Source organism: Spartinivicinus poritis (assembly GCF_028858535.1).
Lineage (GTDB): Bacteria > Pseudomonadota > Gammaproteobacteria > Pseudomonadales > Zooshikellaceae > Spartinivicinus > Spartinivicinus poritis.
In genome coordinates, this window is the sequence record NZ_JAPMOU010000016.1 from 51,488 (window position 1) to 74,356 (window position 22,869).

At 39.4% G+C, this 22,869-nt stretch carries 19 protein-coding genes; 12 read left to right on the top strand and 7 right to left on the bottom strand.

All coding sequences use genetic code 11. From position 1 onward, the window contains the following. The first annotated feature begins 2 nt into the window (after nucleotides 1-2). The 3 genes from fdhF (at nucleotide 3) to ORQ98_RS13620 (ending at nucleotide 4,090) form a co-directional block, all read left to right on the top strand. The gene (gene fdhF / locus ORQ98_RS13610) at nucleotides 3-2,846 is read left to right on the top strand and encodes a formate dehydrogenase subunit alpha (protein ID WP_274689360.1); all 2,844 of its coding nucleotides are present in this window, start codon (nucleotides 3-5) and stop codon (nucleotides 2,844-2,846) included. A 28-nt stretch (nucleotides 2,847-2,874) separates the two neighbouring features. After that, nucleotides 2,875-3,786, top strand: a complete 912-nt coding sequence (gene fdhD / locus ORQ98_RS13615) for a formate dehydrogenase accessory sulfurtransferase FdhD (protein WP_274689361.1) — start codon at nucleotides 2,875-2,877, stop codon at nucleotides 3,784-3,786. Nucleotides 3,787-3,859: 73 nt separating this feature from the next. Then, complete coding sequence (locus ORQ98_RS13620; protein WP_180568196.1) at nucleotides 3,860-4,090, top strand: formate dehydrogenase subunit delta; 231 nt, start codon at nucleotides 3,860-3,862, stop codon at nucleotides 4,088-4,090. A 170-nt stretch (nucleotides 4,091-4,260) separates the two neighbouring features. Here the strand turns inward: ORQ98_RS13620 and ORQ98_RS13625 are convergent, their stop codons facing one another. From ORQ98_RS13625 to ORQ98_RS13635, 3 genes are all read right to left on the bottom strand, one after another. Next, complete coding sequence (locus tag ORQ98_RS13625; RefSeq protein ID WP_274689362.1) at nucleotides 4,261-4,413, bottom strand: hypothetical protein; 153 nt, start codon at nucleotides 4,411-4,413, stop codon at nucleotides 4,261-4,263. 3 nt (nucleotides 4,414-4,416) lie between these two features. After that, nucleotides 4,417-4,815 carry an RNA polymerase sigma factor gene (locus tag ORQ98_RS13630; protein WP_274689363.1) on the bottom strand — a complete coding sequence of 133 codons (399 nt, stop codon included), beginning with the start codon at nucleotides 4,813-4,815 and terminating at the stop codon, nucleotides 4,417-4,419. A gap of 203 nt (nucleotides 4,816-5,018) precedes the next feature. Further along, nucleotides 5,019-5,315: a hypothetical protein gene (locus ORQ98_RS13635; RefSeq protein ID WP_274689364.1), complete on the bottom strand. Its 297-nt coding sequence runs from the start codon at nucleotides 5,313-5,315 to the stop codon at nucleotides 5,019-5,021. A 303-nt stretch (nucleotides 5,316-5,618) separates the two neighbouring features. Between ORQ98_RS13635 and ORQ98_RS13640 the strand changes: the two genes are divergently transcribed. Next, nucleotides 5,619-6,662, top strand: a complete 1,044-nt coding sequence (locus tag ORQ98_RS13640) for a lipid A deacylase LpxR family protein (RefSeq protein WP_274689365.1) — start codon at nucleotides 5,619-5,621, stop codon at nucleotides 6,660-6,662. 96 nt (nucleotides 6,663-6,758) lie between these two features. On the opposite strand, the gene ORQ98_RS13645 is transcribed toward ORQ98_RS13640, so the two are convergent. The 3 genes from ORQ98_RS13645 to ORQ98_RS13655 all read right to left on the bottom strand — a co-directional run bounded on the left by ORQ98_RS13645 (nucleotide 6,759) and on the right by ORQ98_RS13655 (nucleotide 12,543). Continuing rightward, nucleotides 6,759-8,072: a DUF1552 domain-containing protein gene (locus tag ORQ98_RS13645; RefSeq protein ID WP_274689366.1), complete on the bottom strand. Its 1,314-nt coding sequence runs from the start codon at nucleotides 8,070-8,072 to the stop codon at nucleotides 6,759-6,761. Between the two features lie 20 nt (nucleotides 8,073-8,092). Continuing rightward, on the bottom strand, nucleotides 8,093-11,224 hold the full coding sequence (locus ORQ98_RS13650; protein WP_274689367.1) for a DUF1592 domain-containing protein: 3,132 nt from the start codon (nucleotides 11,222-11,224) through the stop codon (nucleotides 8,093-8,095). A 461-nt stretch (nucleotides 11,225-11,685) separates the two neighbouring features. Then, nucleotides 11,686-12,543 (bottom strand): PEP-CTERM sorting domain-containing protein, encoded by an 858-nt coding sequence (locus ORQ98_RS13655; RefSeq protein ID WP_274689368.1) that lies wholly within the window; start codon nucleotides 12,541-12,543, stop codon nucleotides 11,686-11,688. A 467-nt stretch (nucleotides 12,544-13,010) separates the two neighbouring features. Between ORQ98_RS13655 and ORQ98_RS13660 the strand changes: the two genes are divergently transcribed. From ORQ98_RS13660 to ORQ98_RS13685, 6 genes are all read left to right on the top strand, one after another. Next, on the top strand, nucleotides 13,011-14,459 hold the full coding sequence (locus tag ORQ98_RS13660) for a GMC family oxidoreductase N-terminal domain-containing protein (RefSeq protein WP_274689369.1): 1,449 nt from the start codon (nucleotides 13,011-13,013) through the stop codon (nucleotides 14,457-14,459). Between the two features lie 68 nt (nucleotides 14,460-14,527). Further along, nucleotides 14,528-14,977 (top strand): hypothetical protein, encoded by a 450-nt coding sequence (locus tag ORQ98_RS13665; protein ID WP_274689370.1) that lies wholly within the window; start codon nucleotides 14,528-14,530, stop codon nucleotides 14,975-14,977. A gap of 3 nt (nucleotides 14,978-14,980) precedes the next feature. Then, nucleotides 14,981-16,564, top strand: coding sequence for an aldehyde dehydrogenase family protein (locus tag ORQ98_RS13670; RefSeq protein ID WP_274689371.1), 1,584 nt, complete (start codon nucleotides 14,981-14,983; stop codon nucleotides 16,562-16,564). 431 nt (nucleotides 16,565-16,995) lie between these two features. Continuing rightward, nucleotides 16,996-18,444 (top strand): UbiA family prenyltransferase, encoded by a 1,449-nt coding sequence (locus ORQ98_RS13675; RefSeq protein ID WP_274689372.1) that lies wholly within the window; start codon nucleotides 16,996-16,998, stop codon nucleotides 18,442-18,444. Between the two features lie 12 nt (nucleotides 18,445-18,456). Beyond that, nucleotides 18,457-18,831 carry an EamA family transporter gene (locus ORQ98_RS13680; RefSeq protein ID WP_274689373.1) on the top strand — a complete coding sequence of 125 codons (375 nt, stop codon included), beginning with the start codon at nucleotides 18,457-18,459 and terminating at the stop codon, nucleotides 18,829-18,831. A gap of 8 nt (nucleotides 18,832-18,839) precedes the next feature. Further along, complete coding sequence (locus tag ORQ98_RS13685; protein WP_274689374.1) at nucleotides 18,840-20,501, top strand: ArnT family glycosyltransferase; 1,662 nt, start codon at nucleotides 18,840-18,842, stop codon at nucleotides 20,499-20,501. A gap of 61 nt (nucleotides 20,502-20,562) precedes the next feature. Here ORQ98_RS13685 and upp read toward each other — a convergent pair whose 3' ends face one another. Beyond that, nucleotides 20,563-21,189 (bottom strand): uracil phosphoribosyltransferase, encoded by a 627-nt coding sequence (gene upp, locus ORQ98_RS13690; protein WP_274689375.1) that lies wholly within the window; start codon nucleotides 21,187-21,189, stop codon nucleotides 20,563-20,565. A gap of 436 nt (nucleotides 21,190-21,625) precedes the next feature. On the opposite strand from upp, the gene ORQ98_RS13695 reads away from it, so the two are divergent. Next, nucleotides 21,626-22,180 (top strand): hypoxanthine-guanine phosphoribosyltransferase, encoded by a 555-nt coding sequence (locus ORQ98_RS13695; protein WP_274689376.1) that lies wholly within the window; start codon nucleotides 21,626-21,628, stop codon nucleotides 22,178-22,180. Between the two features lie 182 nt (nucleotides 22,181-22,362). Then, on the top strand, nucleotides 22,363-22,653 hold the full coding sequence (locus ORQ98_RS13700) for a PA4642 family protein (protein ID WP_274689377.1): 291 nt from the start codon (nucleotides 22,363-22,365) through the stop codon (nucleotides 22,651-22,653). The last annotated feature ends 216 nt before the right edge of the window (nucleotides 22,654-22,869 follow it).

Sequence of the window (22,869 nt, forward strand, 5' to 3'; positions counted from 1 at the left end):
ACATGTTAGAATATTTCGACCCCAATAAAGATTATGGCACTCCCCCCAAATTATCAGGCAAACAAGTTAACCTAATAATAGATGGCGTTTCTGTGACTGTGCCTGCAGGCACTTCGGTGTTAAGAGCCGCAGCAGAAGTGGATATTAATATCCCCAAATTATGTGCTACTGACTCGTTAGAAGCATTTGGCTCCTGCCGCTTATGTGCCGTAGAGATTGAAGGCCGCCGTGGTTACCCCGCTTCTTGTACAACACCTGTCACTGAAGGCATGGTGGTTAATACTCAAACCCAAAAGCTCGCCACATTACGCCGTAATGTGATGGAGCTGTATATCTCCGATCACCCCCTGGACTGTCTTACTTGCCCCAGTAATGGTGATTGTGAATTACAAGATATGGCTGGTGATGTTGGCTTGCGGGAAGTGCGTTATGGGTTTGATGGCAATAACCATTTAGCGGCTAAAAAAGATACGTCTAACCCTTATTTCACCTTTGACCCTAGCAAGTGCATTGTTTGCTCCCGCTGTGTGAGAGCTTGTAGTGAAGTGCAAGGCACTTTTGCCCTGACTATTCAAGGCCGTGGTTTTGAATCAACAGTTTCACCTGGGCAAGACCAGGCCTTTATGGATTCGGAATGCGTCTCCTGTGGTGCTTGTGTGCAAGCCTGCCCTACTGCCACTCTAATGGATAACAGTGTTATCGAACATGGCCAGCCAGAGCATAGCGTGGTGACCACCTGCGCTTATTGTGGGGTTGGCTGTAGCTTTAAAGCTGAAATGAAAGGCAATCAGGTTATCCGCATGATGCCGTATAAAGGGGGCGAAGCTAACCAGGGTCATTCATGTGTTAAAGGCCGTTTTGCTTTTGGCTATGCCACCCATAAAGACCGCATCACTACCCCAATGATTCGTGAGTCCATTGACCAGTCTTGGCAACCCGTCAGTTGGGAAGAAGCACTACAGTTTGCGGCTGATAAACTGTCTTCTATTCAACAAACATACGGCCGTGGTAGTGTAGGGGCAATCACGTCTTCTCGCTGTACCAACGAAGAAACTTTTTTAGTCCAAAAATTAGTACGGGCAGTTTTTGGTAATAACAATGTTGATACCTGTGCTCGGGTTTGTCACTCCCCCACTGGCTATGGCTTAAAAATGACCTTGGGTGAGTCTGCCGGTACCCAAACCTTTTCTTCAGTTAAATATGCCGATGTGGTCATGGTGATTGGTGCCAACCCCACCGATGGTCACCCGGTTTTTGGCTCGCAACTGAAAAAGCGCTTAAGAGAAGGTGCAAAATTGATTGTGGTGGACCCGCGCCAAATTGACTTGGTAAAAAGTCCCCATATTCAAGCGGCACACCACCTTAAATTAAGGCCCGGTACTAACGTAGCGTTTATTAATGCCATCGCTCATGTGGTTATTACCGAAAACCTACATAACCCAGCGTATATTGCTGAACGCTGTGATACTGAAGCCTTTAACCAATGGCAAACATTTATTAGTGATGAGCGCCACTCACCAGAAAATACCCAAGACATAACAGGTATTCCTGCCGAGGAATTACGCCAAGCAGCCAGGCTTTATGCTACCGCTAATAACGGCGCTATTTATTACGGCTTAGGTGTAACCGAGCACAGCCAAGGTTCTACCATGGTAATGGGAATTGCCAACCTGGCCATGCTAACAGGCAACGTAGGCCGTGAAGGGGTTGGGGTGAATCCATTGCGGGGGCAAAATAATGTGCAAGGCTCCTGCGATATGGGCAGCTTTCCCCATGAGTTACCTGGTTATCAACATGTGTCGGATAATGTCGTTCGACAGCTTTTCGAACAAGCCTGGGGGGTTAATTTAGATAATGAGCCCGGTTTACGCATCCCTAATATGTTTGATGCTTCGATTAATGGTGAATTTAAAGCCCTTTACTGCCAAGGCGAAGATATTGCCCAGTCTGATCCCAATACCCATCATGTAGAGGCGGCGTTAAAAGGCTTAGAGTGCCTTATAGTGCAAGATATTTTCTTAAATGAAACGGCTAAATTTGCCCATGTATTTTTGCCTGGTGCGTCTTTCCTAGAAAAAAATGGTACCTTCACTAACGCCGAGCGGCGTATATCACGGGTGCGTAAAGTGATGCCACCGTTAGCAGGAAAAGAAGACTGGGAAGTCACGGTAGCACTAGCCAAAGCACTCGGTTATGAAATGCCCTATAACCACCCTTCAGAAATCATGGATGAAATTGCCTCACTCACGCCTACCTTTACGGGTGTTAATTACGACAAACTGGAAAAACTAGGCAGTATCCAGTGGCCATGTAATGAGTCAGCACCCTTTGGTACCCCGATAATGCATACCGATGCATTTGTGCGAGGTAAAGGCTGGTTCGCTATTACTGAATATGTAGCCACAGAAGAGCGGGCTAATCGGAAGTTTCCTTTATTACTCACCACTGGTCGTATTCTCAGCCAATACAATGTCGGCGCCCAAACCCGCCGTACTGATAACGTTGCTTGGCATCAGGAAGACTTACTGGAAATACATCCACACGATGCAGAAGACCGTGGTATTAATGAAGGTGACTGGGTAGGCATCAAAAGTCGTGCTGGTGAAACGGTATTACGTGCCAAAATCACTGAGCGGGTCCAACCAGGAGTGGTATATACCACCTTCCACCACCCCGCCAGCGGCGCCAATGTGGTCACCACCGATAATTCAGACTGGGCTACAAACTGCCCAGAATATAAGGTAACAGCTGTACAAGTGAGTAAAGTAGCCAAACCCTCTAACTGGCAACAGCAGTTTCAACGTTTTACTGAACAACAACTGGAGTTTTTGCCTACTAATTCTTGAAAATTAAAGATCCAAATGGTGTTGCAGTTTGAGTAACTTGAATAATAAATTATCTGTTGTAAATTTGAGCAAGATCAACAAACGCTTGGATAACCACTGGCAAGATGATACTTCGCTGGATAGTAGTTTGATGGATAGCGAGCAAACAGGCGACACTCGCAGCCATCACACCTTAGCAATCACCCAGTGGCAACAGAATAATTTACAACAGCTTGAGGATGAAGTTGCAACAGAAATTCCCATTGCGATGAGCTACAATGGAGTATCTCATGCAGTGATGATGGCAACACCTGAGCATTTAGAAGATTTTGCTGTAGGGTTCAGCCTGTCTGAAGGGATTGCAGACAGCGCTGAAGACATATACGACGTTCACATTATTCACCACTTACAAGGAATGGAAGTGGCTATAAACCTTGCCTCAAGTTGCTTTAATCGACTAAAACACAGGCGCCGCCAGCTTGTTGGAAGAACTGGTTGCGGCTTATGTGGCGTTGAATCATTAGAGCAAGCAATACGGCAAGTTAAACCACTGACTCCCCAACCACTACCAGCACATAATTCGGTACAAGTTGGCTTAAAAGCATTAACCGAACATCAACACTTACACACATTGACAGGTGCAGTACATGCAGCAGCCTGGTGCAACCAAGCCGGTGAAATACAATTAGTACGAGAAGATGTTGGACGTCATAATGCATTAGATAAATTATTAGGTGCGCTAGCAACCACTGCCATCAATATCACAACAGGTTTCGTTATTGTATCTAGTCGCGCCAGCTATGAAATGGTTCACAAAGCTTGTCAGCTTGGTGTTTGTACGTTAGTTGCTGCCTCTGCTCCTACATATTTAGCCGTTCGTCAGGCAAAGTATGCAGGAATGAATTTAATTGCTTTCGCTCGTGGCAATCGGCATGTAATCTATAACCAAGCACATAAATAAAAATAATGATTACCAATTAAGCTACTTTCAATTTTGAGTTGAATCGTTTAAAACCAATTATGGAGCACAATCAATGAGTAACACCCATCTCGAAAAGCTGATTAACATGGCCAACCATATTGCAGCCAACTTATCTCACCAGCATGCCCCTGAGCAAGCCGCCGCAGCTGTGGCAAACCATATTAACCGGTTTTGGGCGAGACCAATGAAAGATCAAATCATTCAAGGACTGCATGAACGCCAATCTGAACTTGAGCCAATTGCATTAAAAGCCGTTAGACAACTTGCAGAACAAGTGAACTAACCGGAAAAACAAGCTAATATAAAAGAAAACAGATCCATTTATGATTGCTGTAATGCAGTAACTTGCTGTCCCAAGCCGCCTACACGCTAAAAGGATTTAAGGGCAGCAAGTTAGTTTATTTGTCATCACGCCTCTTGATATAAGCAAAACCTTCTAAATTTACTCAAGAATCATGCCATAGCAAGCTGCTTGAGCTTCGTTCGTCCAATTTGAACACGCTTTCTTGCTGTAGGCTGAGCAATATTCAGCTTAAAGGCAATTTCAGTATAATCAAGCCCCTCAATAGACGAGCACTGCTTTATATTCTCTGGTAATTTAGTCATACATTACATGACCTGTTCATAGCTATCATTTCGAATAGCAAAATCCTCTAAACCTTCACTGCTGTTTGTGCCAAACGGAAGCATCTCAGGTAAACAAGCAACCCGCTCAACTAATGTTAACTGTCGTTTGTTACTTCTATATACGTCAATACAAACATTAAAAGTAAGTTTACACAACCAGGAATGGATATTTTGAATATCATTTTCTTCTTTTTGCAAACTAATAAAAGCCTTTATTGCTGTTTCTGACAGAGCATCTTCAACATCTGCAATATTACCATTTAGCCACCTATAGCATTTTTTTGAAATGATCGGCTTATACTCCTCCCAGAGGGTCCAAAATGTATTTAACGGATGATAAAATAAGGCTTCATTAGCACTTCGTGCATATTTATTATTCACAATAAATACCATTGTTGTTATTTAAGTTATTCGCACAAATTAGGACAGCTACTTTAGGTATTTTGCGAACAGAATGTAATTATTTTTTATTCACATGTATCATGTTTAGTAACAGAATAAAACCTAACTCACTTTTAAAAAAGTTAAAACAGGATAAAAACAAAAGCGCTTAATTAATAAAAAACCCTAAACAATAATAGTGATTATGAGGATTCAAACATCAAAAAAAATAAAGCATAACTACAAAGTATAATTTTAGGATTATCATTAACAGGGCATTTATCAACTGTAACATTAGAGACATTATTTCCTTGTTGACTATGTGGGACATAAGGCAGGTAGTAGGCAGTAATATCCTCTTTTTCACCTGATGCGGTATACTTTAACTTCACTTGGTTATTAGTTTCGTCAGCTACCAGTCTAAATTGAGTAACTCCTCCTTCTCTATTACTTAAGACAGCATCAGTACTATTAGCAGGAACCATATTTAAATTAAACATATTATTTGTAATAGCAAACTTAAAGCATAAAATTAGCAATAGATACACAGATAAAACATCTATACCACTCAGAGATAAATCACTAAAAATTTAGCTATAAAAAATTTTAACATTCCTAAATAGCTGAAAGAAAAGTTTAAAAATTGACGAACTGAATGATTGTCCAGCAAAATCAGATCGCGATCAGTGTTAGATATCAACATAACGCCTGTTTAATATAGTTTTTTACCTAGTCCGTAGTATTTATGTAGCTAGCTTATCAAATACTATACTTACTATGACTTAATGAAAGAAGATTTAAACATGTCACTCTGCAACAATGATAAGATCTTACTGGTAACAATCATTTCATTCCTGTGTCTGTTTTCAAACAATAATTATGCAGAGTCAGAAAAACTATGGACAGGTAACTTTTATTTTGAAAATGACTTATTTGCTGAAACGGATCAAAACTATACCAACGGTATTCGATTTTCGCTGGTTTCACCTAATTTGAAAAGCTTCGAAGAAGACGAACAGCTTCCTGACTGGTTTAGCTATATCAACCAGCAACTAACCTTCTTTCACCCCAAAATGAAGGTTGATCATAATATTGTATTGTCTTTTGCCCAAGTCATGTATACACCTGAAGATATAGAGCGAAAAAACCTAATCAATGATCAACGTCCTTATGCAGGATGGCTTTATTTTGGTGCTGCATATCATACTCGTTCAGAATATCAACTGGATACTATTGAACTGAATTTTGGGATTGTTGGCCCCCTTGCTTTAGCTCATGAAACCCAGGATTTTATCCATGACTTAAGAGGGCTTGAAAAGTCTAATGGCTGGGATAACCAGCTGAAAAACGAACCAGGACTGATCGCTCTTTATGAACACAAACATAAGTTTATTTCACAAACCGCTAATTATGGCATGGGTTATGACGTCATATTGCACGCAGGTGGTGCTGTAGGCAATGTTGCAACCTATTTAAATAGCGGGTTTTCAATTCGAGGTGGCTGGAAGATCCCTGATGACTTTGGTACTTCATCAGTACGCCCTGGAGGTGATAATAGCGCTCCAGGTAAAGGGTGGGTACTAAATAATGAGTTTGGTATTCACCTGTTTGCTTCCATTGACTCTCGCTTAGTAATTAGAGATATTTTTCTTGATGGGAATACTTTCAGAGATAGCCATTCTGTTGATAAAGAATTATGGGTTGCAGATGCTTCTGTAGGCCTTAGTATAACTGTAGAAAATGTCAAAATATCTTTTGCTAGAGTATTTCGTACTCGAGAATTTAAAAAACAACCGCACTCTCACAGCTACGGCTCGTTATCCATATCTTTTTGGCAATTTTTTTAAGGACTCCTCTAATTATTGTTTATAAGCCCCTGCACAACCTGACAGTTTTTTGTACAAGCACTCATCAGGCAATTTATTTACTCGTCATAGATGTAACTAGCTTTTAAACAAACTAGGCAAACCACCTCTACCATGACCGTCATAACCAAACTTATCGAGTTTAACGCCCATTGTATTAGCAATTGACACCAACAGTTTAGTATGAGCTTCTTCTTTATATTTTAAATATCGCCCTGTAGTTAAATCACCACCAGCTCCACCGATTAGTAGAAAAGGCATATTTTTGTGATCATGACGAGCGCCATCGCCTAACTCTGAACATACCATAATTAAGGTGTTATCAAGCATAGTGCCACTACCTTCAGGTCTACTTTTAAGCTTATTAACCAAGTACAACAGACGTTCCATAAACCAACGCTTAAGTTTGATAAAGTTTTTCGCTAAAGCACCATTTGGATTATTGCCATAATGAGAAGCATCATGATTATTAATACTTACGCCAGTTTCAGCAATTTTAGCTGGACTCACTGGGTGCGACCACATTAAGGAAGCGACTCGCGTCATATCACACGCTAACGCCATCACCATTAAATCCATTTGTAACTTCCCTATTAGCCGAAAATGCTGCTCTTTATGGTACGTTTTAGGGTAATAGTCTTTTGGGTCAACTTTAAATCCTTCTTTATTAAAGTCGGAGGTATTACATACATTTGGTGTTGTTTTTATCCGCTTTTCTAACTCCCTTAGCGACTCTAAGTGGGTATCCAGCTTGGCTTTTTCTGTATTTCCCAGCTTACCTCTCAGATCATTTAAATCGGCCAGCATTGTGTCTAGGATACTCACATCTATAGGGTCTGCGGTAGCACCCTGCCAAATGTTCTCTCCACCTATAGACTTACCAAATACACGATTAAAAACATTAAGCGGATTATCATCAGGCATGATTGGCCGATTCTTTCCTAAATAACTCATACTGCCACTGCCGTTTTGAAAGGTAGTTGCCACTCCTAAGTGCAAAGAAGCATGAGGCGTTTGCTGACCAATTTTAGTCCCTAGAAAATAATCTAATGAAACATCACCTGCGCCAGTAAGTACTTTACGTATACCACCTTCATGAGTTGGCCCACCAGCATACATATTTAATCCTTCAATAAACACGCAATGCTTCTTGATTGGTTCCAATGAGGCAGTCATTTCTGGCAAAGTGAAGTCAAACTCAGTGCCTTTAGGATGCCATTGACTGGGAATACACCCATCAGGCACATAAACAAAAATAACTCGTTTAGCAGCCGCAGCTTCCGCAAAAGCTGGTCGTACTATATTGGGTAGTGCAAAAGGTGCTATAGAGCCAGCAGCCAATAACCCCTGCAAAAACCGACGTCGACTTTTTAAAATACCTTGGTCTACCATTAATACGACTCCTGTTAGGGTTATTTCGCCTGGCTACGTAAAGTAAATGACTTCAGCGCTGTAATACCTTGTAGTAGTGCTTTTAGGTTGAAATTGCTTTGCTTAAATTTATGACCCAGCACTTTTATTGCACAAGCATCCGCCTTAGTTTCTTCATGACCAGTGGTATAACGATAATATTGGACCGCTACACACTGTTTAGCCGAGTTACTATTGGCAAGTAGTTCGCTAAGTGGTTTTGTACCCAAAAAGTTATGCGTTGTACTATTACCCAGCCCTTCCAAACCTCGAACGACACCACTAACATCAATTGTTTTACCATTTTCTACCGTGCGGTAACCGCCAGCCCCATCAAAGTTTTCAAAACCAAACCCTACATCATCAATAAATTGATGGCAGCTTTGACAGCGAGCATTTTCCGTATGTGCTTTAAAGCGCTCCCGAGTAGTTTTAGTTGGATCCAAGCCAGGAGGTGTGTTATCAACATCTGGTGGAGGAGGCGGTAAGTCCTGACACAACAATCGCTCTCTCACAAGTACACCACGCTTAATAGGAGAAGCTTCATTGGAGTGGCTTGTAGTCGCCAGCATACTTCCAAGAGTTAAGATACCACCACGATTACCATTAGTGACTTCGATTTTCTTAAAATCATTTCCATCGACTCCATTTAAACCGTAGTATTTCGCCAGAGTTTTATTAGCAAAAACATAATTTGCTTGATAAAGCTCACTCAACTGACCTGACGATTCGAAAATAACATGGTTAACAAAATGTTCTATTTCATCATCCATCGCCTTACGTACTTTGATAGTAAAATTAGGAAACTGTTTATTATCCTTATTACCAATCTGACTAGGTGTTGCACTTAACCATTGACTAGAAAAGTTTTTAATATGTTTTCTACTTCGTTTATCAGCCAATAGTCGAGCAGCCTGCTGTTTAATTTGCTCAGCGCTAGTCAGTTGATTATTTTTAGCGGCTTCAAAGAGAGTATTATCTGGCATTGTTCCCCAAAAGCTATACGACAGTAGACTAGCCAATTCCCAGTTCGTGAGCTTAAAGTAGCCATCCGCTTGTTTTTCTCCCATCTCAGACCGATAGAGAAAGTGAGGTGACCCAAGCATAGAGGCAATCACCAGTTTTAAACCATTATCAAAGCCAGCAGCATTGGCAAAAAGCTGTTGATAACGGCTCACCTCATCAGAAGATAATGGCCGCCGAAAAGCCTTTTGCCCAAATGTCTGTACAAATCGTTTAGCACAATCTTTACCATTTGGTTTACAGTCAAGCAATTTATCTTTGTGTTGATTAACGGCTAATTCAGCCAGTTGCTTCGCCGCTGTAAAATACTCGTCAATATGACGGCTAGTAACAACGGCAATTTTACCGTTATTATCAAAACCTTTTACTCGGGTTTCCACAGGGAAATTTTCTGACACTGCGGTATCAACCCCAAGCAAATCCTTAATGGAGTTTTTATACTCATAACGGGTTAATAAACGTAACTGTTGAGGTACTGGTGAGCCTTCATTACAAGTGGGGTTATTATTATCCCCATCATCCGGTATATCTCCGTCGCCATCATCGTCATCATTAGTATCTTTAACAAAATTATCTAAAATATACTGGGCAATACCACTTGCACAATTATCGACACAGCTTTTTGGTGCTCCTAATGGCATTCGATCGTGAATTATTTGAGTTAGTTCAGCCAACGGTATTTTTTTCGTTAAGGGTGGATAACTACCTTTGCCTTGACCTTTATCGCCATGACAAGTTGCGCAATCAGCCTGGTATTTTGCTGCTGGATCGGTATCAGTGCCTGGTAGTGTAATAGTCACCTGGTTACTAAACGCTGAAGCCCCTTGCTGATTAACTGCTTGAGCCTTATATTGATAAGACTTACCCGCTATAGTTGTTGAGTCAGTAAATGTTGTGACATCTGCAGAAATATTTGTTAGCAATAACCAGTCTTTGCTTGGCAACAGTTGTCGGAAAACTTTAAATTGTACTTCATTATCACTGTTATCCTGCCAACTTAATATTACTGCGCTATCAACTATCTTGGCTTGTAATTCTGAGGGTGCTTTAGGCTTATTGGCTTGCGGCTTAACATCAATGGTTGCTGTATTTGAATAGCTGGACTGACCCTGCTTATTATAACTAGCAATACGATAAGTGTATTGTTTGCCCTCTGCTAAATTGCCATCAAAATAACGCGTGCTATTAGTCATCAGCTTTTTTAATTGCTGCCAATTGGCTTTATCTACTTTTCGCTCAACAATAAACCCCTGTTCATTGTCACTTTTGTCCAGCCAATCAATTCCAACTGTCAACTCTTCAGGCAAAAATGCACCAATTTCCAATCCTTCTGGTGCTGCTGGCACCTTACCATCATCTGGCTCGCTATTATCGTCAGTAGCTCCTTTTACATGCACTGTGGTTGGCGTACTCGCTATACACTGCTGCTGTTCTTCTTGACCACTACATAATTCAACTTTTAATTGATGCGAGCCATTTTTTATCAGTTCAAAGTGATGGATAGCTTTTTGTGGTTTTGGGCTATTAAACTTGATCTTTGCAGAGTGAATAAGCTTACCATTATCATATAAACGCCAGTGATCGCCATTGTCTCCCCACCACATATTCCACTCAAGGGACACTTTCGCTTGGCCTGATGCTGCTTGATAATGGCGAGGCATCCAAGAAATATAAGGACGCGTAGGCTGTTTTGCAGCAATCAGAACTTGTTTCGTTTTACTTGTAGTACAAACTTCTTGCTCAGCTATTCCTCGACATAATTCAACTACAATGCGATATTCACCAGCAGTTGAGAGTAAAACCTCTGTTTCATCATGCTGATGTTTAGTACCTGAATCAAATGAGGATAATTTAGCATTATGGATTATTTGGTCATTGACTTTAACTTTCCAATGATCACCTTTATTGCCATGCCAGATATCCCAGCCGACTTTTACTTTATTACCTTCGGGGTTCTGTGGTAACTGAGTAGGAAAATACCAATCCCTTAGCTGGGGTTTTGCAGGAGTCATATTAGCTTTCACATTCAATGCAAATACAGCAAAACCAATACAGCTGACTAGTGATAACCCACTACGCCAAGGCAACAAGCACTTGTTTTGTTTAATCACCAGTCACTCTCCTTATCAGCAAGCGGTATGTAGCTTTTCTATAGGTATAGCTGGAAAATCATAAAGTGACATGGCTACTCTCATCATAAAGCGTGCTATCAGTGAGTATAGGGTCATCCATTCTATGCCACATTATAGATTTCCAGCTATAACTCACTATATAAGCTGTCTATACAAGCTGCTTTTTTACAGGCTATTAGGTATTAGGGAAAACAAATATCCCTTATTTAGTATTGAGGAGAGTATAAAAAATAGGAGAGCACTGGCTAACAACCGAATCATCAAAATAAAAACTGCGTTATTTGTATAGTTATTATATGTGACCCACATTTAAATAAAACAAAAGGCGCACTCTAAAATAAGGAGATTTAACTAATCATAAACACAGTACCTCTACTGTCAAAATAATAGATAAAAAAAAGCGCAGTTCTCACTGCGCTTTTGACAAAGTAACTTTAGCTTTAGCTTAGCATTTTTCTCCTTGATGCCATACCTAACAAGCCTAATCCTAAAACACCTAAAGTAGAAGGCTCAGGTACATACATTAGCTGAGCAAAGGTATATAGAGTGGTCATAGCGCTTTCTTCAGTTAAAAATTCAGCCATACCATTCACACTCATAATAGCTGTATTGATGTCACCATTCATATCAAAAGTATTGAAAATAGTTAACATATACGCTTCTGAATCAATCAATAACTTTATTTGAATAGGAATTGGAATTCCACCAAACAAGCTTGACTCAAATTTATCATCACAAGGTTGTGGATCACCAAATGGACAAGGGGTTGCTGAGTTTAGTGTTTCAAAGAAAGTAAAATTAAATAAACTAGCAATCGTATTATTAATATCAACACCTCCTGGCAATGTTTCACCAGCCTCCGCAAATACTGCATTAGCTACATCAGCTAATGTTGGGCTACCTGGAATTTTATAATGAGCCGTACTTAAAGTCCCCATACTACTCATTTCTAAAACACCGTATATCTGCCCACTGGCCAAGGTAGGTCCATCAATTGGCATATTGTTATGTTTAATGGTTGATAATAGTGCTGGTGTACCAGCTGCATTAATATCCACAGAGTTTTGAGAAGTCAACAACAGATTACTCATGTTGGTATCACCCCATGAGATAAAACTGGTGGTTTCTGTAGCATTACCACCAGGAACAGGGACAATAGGTGCACCATCAGTATCAATTGTATTTCTAAACTCCCCCCCATCTACTAAATCAAACGTCAACAATGCAGAAGAAGCATTGAGAGAAGCAAACATACCAGTGGTTAATAAGGTTGCTGTTACTAAGGATTTTAACTTCATCAGGGTTTCCCTCAAGGATATTAACGATAGCTTTTCAAGCCGCCTACGTGCATCCTCTATTGCATGTAGGGTACCAACCCTAAAAAGTTAAGTTATTTCAACAAATTACGTTTACTCCCAACACAAGCTTTACACCCTATGTAAAATATGCAAACAAGCTCCTTATAAAAATAATAATAATTCGGTAGTTGCTGTATCCGATAAGACAGTTAAAGTTAGGCAGTTGGAGTTGTATATTGGCTTAAGAAAGGTTAAAAATTATAACCAAAGCGAATGACTTTTAGGAGAAGCCATTGAGAGATACCCTCTATCACCACAAAGTCATTAGCGAATAGGTATACTATATAAAAATGTCATAGAAGATATTCCATTCTGACTTGTTTTATAGATAGCATTATTTTTTTGGCTGAACTAAAGTGCCAAATTTACAGTTTGATAACAAATAAAAAAATAAGAACAATATTATCATGAACCGACTATATGACTTTGCCATTATTGGCACTGGTGCTGCGGGTAGTGTCCTGAGTTATTTTTTAAGCCAGTCTGGTGCAAGTGTCTGTTTACTCGAAGCAGGTAAAAATATCCCCGCAGGTCAGTACCCTACAAATGAACTACACGCCAACAGCCAACTATTTTGGCAAGGTGGTATGGAGTTAAATCATCAAGCGAACCTGCTATTTTTAAGAGGCAAAGTAGTGGGAGGGGGTACTGTTGTAAATCAATGCTTACTTGACCGGTTTGATCAAATAGCTATCGATAACTTTAAACAGCATTCAGGCATCAGTTGGTTTAACTCACAGGAATTAAATCAACATTATAGTCAAATCGAACAACATCTCAGACTTGAAGTAATTCCTAAACAATACTGGAATGGTAATGCTCACCTCTATGCCAAAGGTTTTGAGAATAACCAATTAAAATATGCCCCCTTACGACGCGGCCAAAGCCAATGTCATAACCATAAATCCAATGACTGCATTGTCTGTTTAGGTGGCTGTAATCGCCAATCCAAGCAAAGTATGACTGTCACTTTTTTACCTAAAGCATTGCAACAAGGTGTTCATTTAATCGATCAGGTTCAGGTTCAGCAAATTATCCATGGTAAACCACAAACCGTTATTTATGGCACTAAAAATAATACCCCCCTCCAGGTAAGGGCAAAGCGCGTTATCGTTGCTGCTGGCGCTATAGGCAGCACTGAACTGTTATTAAAATCTGGTTTTGGTCAGTCTCTGCCTGCTCTGGGAAAAGGCTTTTTTTGTCATCCACAATACATGGTGTTTGCAGATATGCCTGAGCCTGTTGATGCTCATAAAGGTGCCTTCCAAGCATTAAAATCAGCAGATCCAAGGTTTCGCCAACAAGGTTTTAAACTAGAAAATGTTTTTGGTGGCCCCATTGCCACTGCTATGATGAAATCCGGTTACGGCGTTTCTCATCACCAGTTTATGCAACGATACCGTCATCTTGCTTGCATTGAAGTGGCTATTCAAGACGAAAACCCAGGTCAAATCAAACTCACCAGAAAAGGCCTGCTCAAAATCTATAAAGCGTTATCTGATCTTGATCAACAGAAGGTAAATGCAGGCATAGAGCAAGTCTATAATATTTTCTCTAGTCTCCGTCCCAACGTCATTTACAAACCACACACACCGATTGGATTGCACTTAATGGGAGGCTGTACAATTGGCCTCAATCCCAACCAGGCAGTTGTTAACGAAAGTTTTCAACTATTTGGTTACGACAATATCCATGTTGTCGATAGTTCAATTTTTCCTTGTGCACCAGGCATTAACCCTTCGTTATCAGTAATGGCCTTAGCACATAAGGCAAGCCAGGCCATTTTAGACTTAGCTGGCTATCAAACTGTTACTACTCACTCTAAACAGCCCTCCTGGTTAGAAGAGGCCTTATAGGGAACCTTTACTATTACAAATAAAAAATTAAATATATTTATAATAACCTTCTTATAAAAAAGAATACCATGAAATCTATCATTTCCCACCAACTATCAACTCGTCAACTTGATGTATTACAACAGCTGGGAGATATACTTGCCCCAGGCTATGGGCAATTACCTTCCTTTAGTGAAACCGGCTGCTTACATCATATTGACGAAGTATTAGACTTTACCTCTATACAAAACATTAAGGAATTGAAAGGCCTATTAACTTTTCTATCATTTCTACCCCCTCGCTGTATCCCTCTTTTTATCACCTCATTAAATACACTAAGCCATATCCCTGGCTTTATCGGACAGTACTGTCGTTTAGGCTTTTGGGGAGTGAAAGGTCTCGTGTTTAGTTTGTATTACAGTAACCTCACAGACCCATACCAGAACATTAGCCGTGTTCATGATGCAATCAATTATCATGTCAGTTGCCAACCATCCACTCAAAGCAATGTTATTATAAAAAACCATCAGGAAAGTTAGCCCATGTCTACTAAGTCTCCATCTCAACAACCTAGCCACCAAACGGATGACTATTTAAAATTAAGAAAGCCACTGATAACTGAAGAAACTGATGTTGCTCAAATAAAAAATATCTATCAAACACTCAGAGCATCCCAACGAGACTTACTCCAATTTTCAGTTAGTCAGCGTGCAGCAGAAGTCGATAAAATCATACACTATATAAAAGTGAATAAAGAATTAATCTGCAATAGCATTGTGACAGACACAGGAAAGTCTAGAACCGATGCTCTTGTTTCAGAGGTATTAGGCGTATTAGATAATTTACACTGGAATAAAACTCATGCTCAAAAAATTCTTAAAACACAAAAAGTGTCGACCCCCATTTCATTACTTGGTAAGAAGTCTTATATTCAGCATGAACCTTATGGAACGGTATTAGTGATTGCTCCTTGGAATTACCCTTTTCATATTGCCATGACTTTTATTACCGGAGCATTTCTTGCTGGAAACAGTGTTATCTTTAAGCCTTCTGAGCATACACCTCTTACCGGCCTAATCGAAGAAATTTGTGCTGCATCTCCTCTATTAAAACAAAGCTTAAAAGTTGTCTATGGTTCAGGTGTTACTGCAGAAAGACTCATTGATGAAAGGCCAGATAAAATTTTCTTTACAGGAAGTACTCGCACAGGCAAGGCTATTCTGAAAAAAGCAGCTCAACATATCATCCCTGTCGACTTGGAGCTGGGTGGTAAGGATGCAATGATGGTATTTCCTGATGTTGATATTAAGCGTACAGTAGCAGGTGCATTATGGGGGGGGCTTACTAATGCGGGACAATCCTGTACATCAGTTGAGTTATTATATATTCATCAAGATATTTTCGAACAGTTTACCAAGCAGCTAACTACCGAAATACAACAATTAGTTATTAACACAGGGGACCAAGGAGACGCTGATATAGGCGCAATGACAACTGATTTTCAACTAGATATTGTCAAGCAACAGCTGGATGATGCGATTGAAAAAGGTGCAAACCTTATTGCAGGGGGAAGTACCTTTAATGAAAAAGGTCGGTTTTTTCCACCTACCCTAATCACCAATATTTCACCAGAAATGAAACTATATCAAGAAGAAACCTTTGGCCCTATTATTGCTTTATTACCGTTTACTGATGAAAAACAATTAACCACACAGTTAAATCAATTACCCTACGGTCTCAGTGCAAGTATATGGAGTCGAGACCTTAGCCGAGCCAAACGAGTGGCCAGTGCCCTACAGGTGGGTGCAGTTTCCATTAATAATGTTATGTTAACGGAGGGCAACCCTGCTTTACCCTTTGGTGGTGTTAAACAGAGTGGTTTCGGGCGAGCAAAAGGTAAGGAAGGTTTGCTCGCATTCACCAGAAGTAAATCCATTTTAGTTGACAAGCAATCAAATAAAATTGAGCCTAATTGGTATCCCTATACATTGAAAAAGTATCAACTATTTCAACAGTTAATTGACACTTTATTTACATCCTCTTGGCTCAAGTTTATCAAATTAGCTAAAGTGGGAATTTCACTAGAAAATGAGGCTAAAAAAAGTAGAGATGGCTCTAATCATTAGAGTAATGACAGGAGCAATAAACGTAAACTGCTTGCGAAGGATATTATACCCAATGCGAAGGATTTTTAGGTGAGGCCATCAAGTGACGAAGCCTCATGAGCCTATATAAATAGGTGATTGGGGTGAGAAGCGACGATAACAAAACCTAGAAATGATTCGCGACGGGTATAGTTATGTTGTTATCAGTAAGCACAACTAATACCTATTAGCTATATAACAATAAAAAATCAAATAAAAAATTAGTTTGATTAGCAAGCGTTTTCTTATAGACTATTTCTCATACACAAAATAGGAGACAACGACTATTTGCATTACAATATCATTTCATAGTTTTACCATTTAAAAATATTTATATTTTTATCCTTAAGTTGTTTTAATACTTACATATTTATTGACAGCTTTATTAAGTAGTATATAAGGAAGTATAAGCAATGAGCACAGAAGTCAAGTATATATTTGTCGACCTAGATGGTACATTGGTACGCACAGACTTATTTCTTGAGTCGATCTTAAAGCTTATCAAACAAAAGCCATTTTATATTTTTCAAATTATTTTTTGGCTGCTACAGGGGAGGCAAGTAGCTAAAGCAAAAGTAGCCAACCTAGTTGAAATTAATGCTGAAAATCTTCCTTATACAACTGAATTAGTCGACTATTTAAAAACACAAAAAAAACAAGGAAAACGACTAATTTTAGCTACTGCCTCAAACCAAGCCTTTGCAAACACTGTTGCTAAGTACCTTGGTATTTTCGACCAAGTGATTGCATCTGATAACACAAATAACCTTAAAGGCAGTAATAAGCTGGCAAGCATACAAAATATTGTAGGTAATGATAATTTTAGTTATGCAGGAGACAGTTTAGCTGACAGACCCATATGGCAAAAAGCGGATTCAAATATATTTGTTAATGCACCTCTTAAAGATATAGAAAAAGCTAAACGTAATGGAAAAGCAGAAAAAATTATCACTCCTACTCAATCAACAGGTTTAGCCTTTATCAAGGCAATGCGAGTACACCAGTGGGTGAAAAACCTATTAGTATTTGTGCCCTTATTTACCTCCCATAGTTACTATGAACCAGCAACTGTCTTTTCTGCAGTGATAGCCTTTTTATCCTTTAGTATTTGCGCTTCTGGCGGTTATTTTTTAAACGACATGTTAGACCTGGAAGCTGATCGAAACCATAACACCAAACGATTTAGACCATTAGCTGCAGGCACACTGCCACTGTCGATTGGTATAGCAAGTGCTATTATTTTACCCTTACTTTCTTTTATTCTTGCTTGGCTACTACTTCCTTTATCATTTTTTATAATACTTGTTTTTTATTACATTGCCATCAATGCTTACTCATTTATTATTAAACGAGTATCAACCGCTGATGTCATGACGTTAGCTATACTATACACAACACGTATTGTAGCAGGGTCAGTGGCTATTGGTGTCACTTTATCATCTTGGTTACTAGGCTTTTCTATTTTTATTTTTGTAAGCTTGGCCTACCTAAAACGTTATATTGAACTTTACTCTCTTGCTAAGGCTACTCATCATAATGCAAATAAAGCTAGCGGGCGCGGTTATAGTGTCTCTGATCAAGAAACAATGTTTACCCTGGGTATTGCTAATATAACAGCCTCAGTATTAGTTCTCTCACTTTATATTAATAGCGAAGAAGTTACCACCTTATATCAAAGTCCTCAATTATTATGGTTACTTTGTTTCCTCATTCTATATTGGGGTAATCGTGTATGGGTAGGTGCACGGAGAGGGAAAATAGCTGACGACCCGATTGTATTTGCAATAAAAGATAGAGTCAGCCAGTTTGTCGGATTCGGGTTTCTTATTGTTGTACTTTCTGCTAAGTACTTTCAAATATAATAAGGTTATTATATGACATATCTTGTTCTCAGCTTAACTTTACTTACTGTAACACTATCTGCTTGTGCTCAACTCGCTTTTAAGCTAGGTGTCACTAAACCCTCTATGGCCTCAGCTTTGCAAAGTAGCATTACTGAATCACTAGTGGCTGCAGCAATATCTCCCTTTATTTGGATAGGCTTGATAATTTACGGATTAAGTGTTGCCATGTGGCTATGGGTACTATCAAAAGTGGAGCTTTCTGTTGCATATCCATTTGTTGGTATCAGTTTCTTAGTGACAATGGCTTTTAGTGCATTGCTACTTAATGAGACATTAACACCAGCTCGTGTATTTGGAACACTGCTTATTGCTTGTGGGTGTGTTTTAGTTGGTAAATCAGCATGAGTATAAATATGAAGTACAAACAATACCAAAGTACCATTTATTGTATTCTACTTTGTCTTATCGTTGCTTTTTTATTTTTGACAGGCGCACCTGTTGGCGGTGCTTTTTCATGGCCAGACTCTCCACGTCATGCACTAAATGGTGCTTTTGTAATGGATTTTATTGGAGCAGCTCCATTTTATGATCCTGTTACTTATGCTTATGATTACTACTCACAATATCCAGCTCTTACGATTTTATTTTATCCACCACTTTTCTCATTTTTATTGGCGCCTTTTTATGCCATTTTCGGTGTTTCTCAAGAAACAGCTTTATTCGTGCTTTTCATATGCTATGCATTTTTTGCTTGTGGATGTTACTTTTTAGCTCGCCAATGGTTAACAGCACCGTTGTCTTTTGGCGTCGCTCTCATGATTGTCGCTTCTCCAGAGATAGCTTACTGGGGCCGTCAAATAATGCTAGAAATACCTGCATTTGCCTTTTTGGTATGGAGCAGCTACTTCTTAGTTAGGTACACTCGTGAGCAACGTATTTCATGCTTATACCTAAGTATTGCCTTGCTAGTGCTAGGAGTATATACAAAAATTTCTATTGCTTTCGTTTGTTTACCTTACTTAATTGCCTTAATAAGCGCCAGAGGGTACTCACTCATTAAAGATAAACATAGCTATATCATTGCAGGGCTGGCAATTATAGGTATTTTACCACTAATACTTTTAACAATTGAGTTTGGACAAGCGAATGTTCAATCTGCGATGGGTATTAGTGATGCTATTGTTTCAAGACTATCAATTGATGGTTGGATTTGGTATGCACTACGACTTCCTGCACAAGCTGGTTGGCCTGTACTGCTTACCTCAGCTGTTTTTGTTACATTATGGCTCTGGCCATTCACCACTAGGCCCAACATTCATAATAGTTTATTTTTAATATCGTGGCTCGTAGTTGGATACCTATTTTACTCATCTATTGATTTAAAAGAGACCAGACACAGCATCTATTTGCTCCTTCCTATCGCTATTTTTGCTGGCTTTACTTGTCATTATCTATTTCAAAGCAAGCTCTTTCAAAATAAGATATTTAAAAATCAAGCGTTATGGGCTGCCACAAGCTGCATTTTAATTGGGGTATTAACACTAACCATGACAAGTATTTCGCGACCAGTACATTATGTGGATGGCTACCGCGATGTTGTTGACTATATAGCCGAAGTTACACCAGACAATAGTAATGTATTATTCTCTGGCTACCGAGATGGCTCGTTTATTTTCAATATGCGAGCCAAATCAAATCGCCCTGATGTAAATATTTTACGTGCAGATAAATTATTATTGGAAGTTGCTGTACGACGCTCACTAGGCGTTAAACAGCAAAGCTATAGTGAAGCTGAAATAAATGATTTAATTAATAAAATGGGCGTTCATTACATTGTCGCCCAACCAAATTTTTGGGTAGATCTAGATCAAATGGCTAAGTTACAGAATGTTCTTAGAAGTGACCAATTTAAAGAAGTCAAGCGATTTAAAATGCCCTCTAATTATAATGCCCAGGAAAAAGAGCTTATAGTTTATCGTAATCTAGGTAATATAGCGGATGGGCCAATAAAAATTTCAAATAACTTACCCATTATCGGTAGAAAAATTACTAACTCGCCAAAAACTGGCGGATAATACCACTTTTCCCAAAAGTCTGTTGCGAAAGATATACCTTTCACAACAGACTTTTTACACATTACTTTGTACCAAAAATTTTATCCCCAGCATCTCCCAAGCCTGGAATAATATAACCATTTTCATTGAGATTCTCATCAATAGAGGCGGTAAATATCTCTACATCGGGGTGAGCATCTGTTACTTTTTTGATCCCCTCAGGCGCTGCAACCAGGACTAATACCCTGATTTCATGGCAACCAGCTTTTTTTAACATTTCGATAGTAGCCACCATTGATCCCCCTGTTGCTAACATCGGGTCTACTATCAGCGCCATCCGCTCACCAATATTACTTACCAACTTTTCAAAGTAGGGTACAGGTTCTAAGGTTTCTTCATTGCGGTAAAGCCCTACTACACTAACCTTAGCGTTGGGAATAAGTTCTAATACTCCATCCAACATACCAAGGCCCGCACGCAAAATAGGCACCACAGTAATTTTTTTGCCTTTTATTTGTTTAACCGTAACGTTCCCTGCCCAACCAGTAATCACCTTATCCTCTAATGGTAAGTCTTTTGTTGCTTCATAAGTAAGCAAACAACCTACTTCACTCGCTAACCCACGGAACCCCTTGGTGCTAATCCCTTCTTTACGCATTAATCCAAGTTTATGCTGTACCAAAGGATGCTTAATCTCATGGACTTTCATGTTTCACTCTGCTTGTTATTAATCAGTTACTTATCGTAGTGCTTATCGTGTCGTGCTTCATACTAAGTGAGGTTTACCCCTCACTCAAGCTTCTTACCCCCCTCTTGACAGCATTTAATATAGAGAAAAAGGCATACAACACTCGTTGATTTGGCGATACACTTTCACTTAGCTCAATAAGAACCCTCTTTTACTGCATTATTAGAACAATCAGATTGTTGTCATCAACCCCAAGAAAAAGCTTGCTCAATTGGTTAATCCTTAGTATGGTTGCGCCCTTTATATCTAGTGTATGGCACCAATCTCAGGGTAAAATCGTTGGCTACTGTTAGGGGCATTACACTAGTAACAAAACTCATCAGAAACCTAGACTTCTGGTGTATCATTTTGGCTATTGTATTACATACTTATCCAACGCTTAGTGAGGTTCCCATTCATGCCTGTTGATCTTGACCATATTAAAGAGGTGTATGCTGAAGCAGACTGCTTATATGACGATGCAGAAGTTGAAGCAGCCATCGACCGCATGGGACAAGCTATCACAGCTGATCTGGCTAACAGTAATCCACTGGTTTTCTGCATTATGAATGGTGGACTTGTCACCAGTGGTAAGCTTTTGACCAAGCTGAACTTCCCTTTACAAATAGACTATATCCACGCTACCCGTTACCGTAACGAAACTCGAGGCGGAGAATTAAATTGGCTGGTTAAGCCAAATACGGAAATGAAAGGCCGTAACGTTCTAATCATCGATGATATTTTAGATGAAGGACATACTCTTGCAGCAATTGTTGACTATTGCCGAAAAGCTGAAGCCAAGTCAGTAATCACAGCCGTGCTGGTTGAGAAAAAGCATGATAGAAAAGGAGTTAGCCTTGATGCTGACTATATCGGCTTACAAATAGAAGACCGCTATATTTTTGGTTACGGAATGGACTATAAAGGCTACTGGCGTAATGCACCAGGCATTTATGCTCTAAAAGGCCATTAAGGAACACCCTCTACCACTATCATAGAGTACAACTACTTGGTTATCTGTTGCCTAAGGAAAGCAACAGATAACCAAGTAGTTGTACCTGTTCCTATTGTATTCTTTTCAGCCTGTCATAGCCTACTTACCATAAGCCTGGTAAAATTTACCCTGTTGACTTTGTTTTTAGCAGGTGTATTTCAGTGAAAAAAGATAAACAAAAAGTTATTGGCGAAGATGTATCTGATGAGCGTTTAAAAGAACTGTTAGCCACTCAATCTTATGATGGCACCAATAATGACTACCACATACTGACCAACGCTTATCGAGCACTACGTGAGGATGATTTTAGCCGATTCTTAACATTTTTTATTGCAGCAGGCCACAACATCAATGCCAGAAATAAAGAAGGTGAAACTTTTCTAACAACTATTAGCTGCCACCAGCAAGCAAAGGTTTATATAAACGCATTAAAGCAAGCAGGTGCCAACTAAGGCACTTTTCGCGAATGATATTTAGGACTAATCACTAGAAGTTTGTCTTAACATTCATTCGCCAGAACTACGCCAGCAACTATTTAGATGCAAACAAATGTCTTCCAAAGTGCATTTAATTATAAATCAAACTAGACGTTATTAATCAAAAGTACTAACTTACACACTCCCACATCCCCAGAAAAACTCCCTATTTATTTACAAAGCACTAATCTT

What these genes read in the sequence shown, in the direction of transcription:
- fdhF (WP_274689360.1), top strand. Translation starts at nt 3, where the DNA reads ATGTTAGAATATTTCGACCCCAATAAAGATTATGGCACTCCCCCCAAA.
- ORQ98_RS13620 (WP_180568196.1), top strand. Translation starts at nt 3,860, where the DNA reads ATGAGTAACACCCATCTCGAAAAGCTGATTAACATGGCCAACCATATT.
- ORQ98_RS13625 (WP_274689362.1), bottom strand. Translation starts at nt 4,413, where the DNA reads ATGACTAAATTACCAGAGAATATAAAGCAGTGCTCGTCTATTGAGGGG.
- ORQ98_RS13635 (WP_274689364.1), bottom strand. Translation starts at nt 5,315, where the DNA reads ATGTTTAATTTAAATATGGTTCCTGCTAATAGTACTGATGCTGTCTTA.
- ORQ98_RS13640 (WP_274689365.1), top strand. Translation starts at nt 5,619, where the DNA reads ATGTCACTCTGCAACAATGATAAGATCTTACTGGTAACAATCATTTCA.
- ORQ98_RS13645 (WP_274689366.1), bottom strand. Translation starts at nt 8,072, where the DNA reads ATGGTAGACCAAGGTATTTTAAAAAGTCGACGTCGGTTTTTGCAGGGG.
- ORQ98_RS13655 (WP_274689368.1), bottom strand. Translation starts at nt 12,543, where the DNA reads ATGAAGTTAAAATCCTTAGTAACAGCAACCTTATTAACCACTGGTATG.
- ORQ98_RS13660 (WP_274689369.1), top strand. Translation starts at nt 13,011, where the DNA reads ATGAACCGACTATATGACTTTGCCATTATTGGCACTGGTGCTGCGGGT.
- ORQ98_RS13665 (WP_274689370.1), top strand. Translation starts at nt 14,528, where the DNA reads ATGAAATCTATCATTTCCCACCAACTATCAACTCGTCAACTTGATGTA.
- ORQ98_RS13670 (WP_274689371.1), top strand. Translation starts at nt 14,981, where the DNA reads ATGTCTACTAAGTCTCCATCTCAACAACCTAGCCACCAAACGGATGAC.
- ORQ98_RS13675 (WP_274689372.1), top strand. Translation starts at nt 16,996, where the DNA reads ATGAGCACAGAAGTCAAGTATATATTTGTCGACCTAGATGGTACATTG.
- ORQ98_RS13680 (WP_274689373.1), top strand. Translation starts at nt 18,457, where the DNA reads ATGACATATCTTGTTCTCAGCTTAACTTTACTTACTGTAACACTATCT.
- ORQ98_RS13685 (WP_274689374.1), top strand. Translation starts at nt 18,840, where the DNA reads ATGAAGTACAAACAATACCAAAGTACCATTTATTGTATTCTACTTTGT.
- upp (WP_274689375.1), bottom strand. Translation starts at nt 21,189, where the DNA reads ATGAAAGTCCATGAGATTAAGCATCCTTTGGTACAGCATAAACTTGGA.
- ORQ98_RS13695 (WP_274689376.1), top strand. Translation starts at nt 21,626, where the DNA reads ATGCCTGTTGATCTTGACCATATTAAAGAGGTGTATGCTGAAGCAGAC.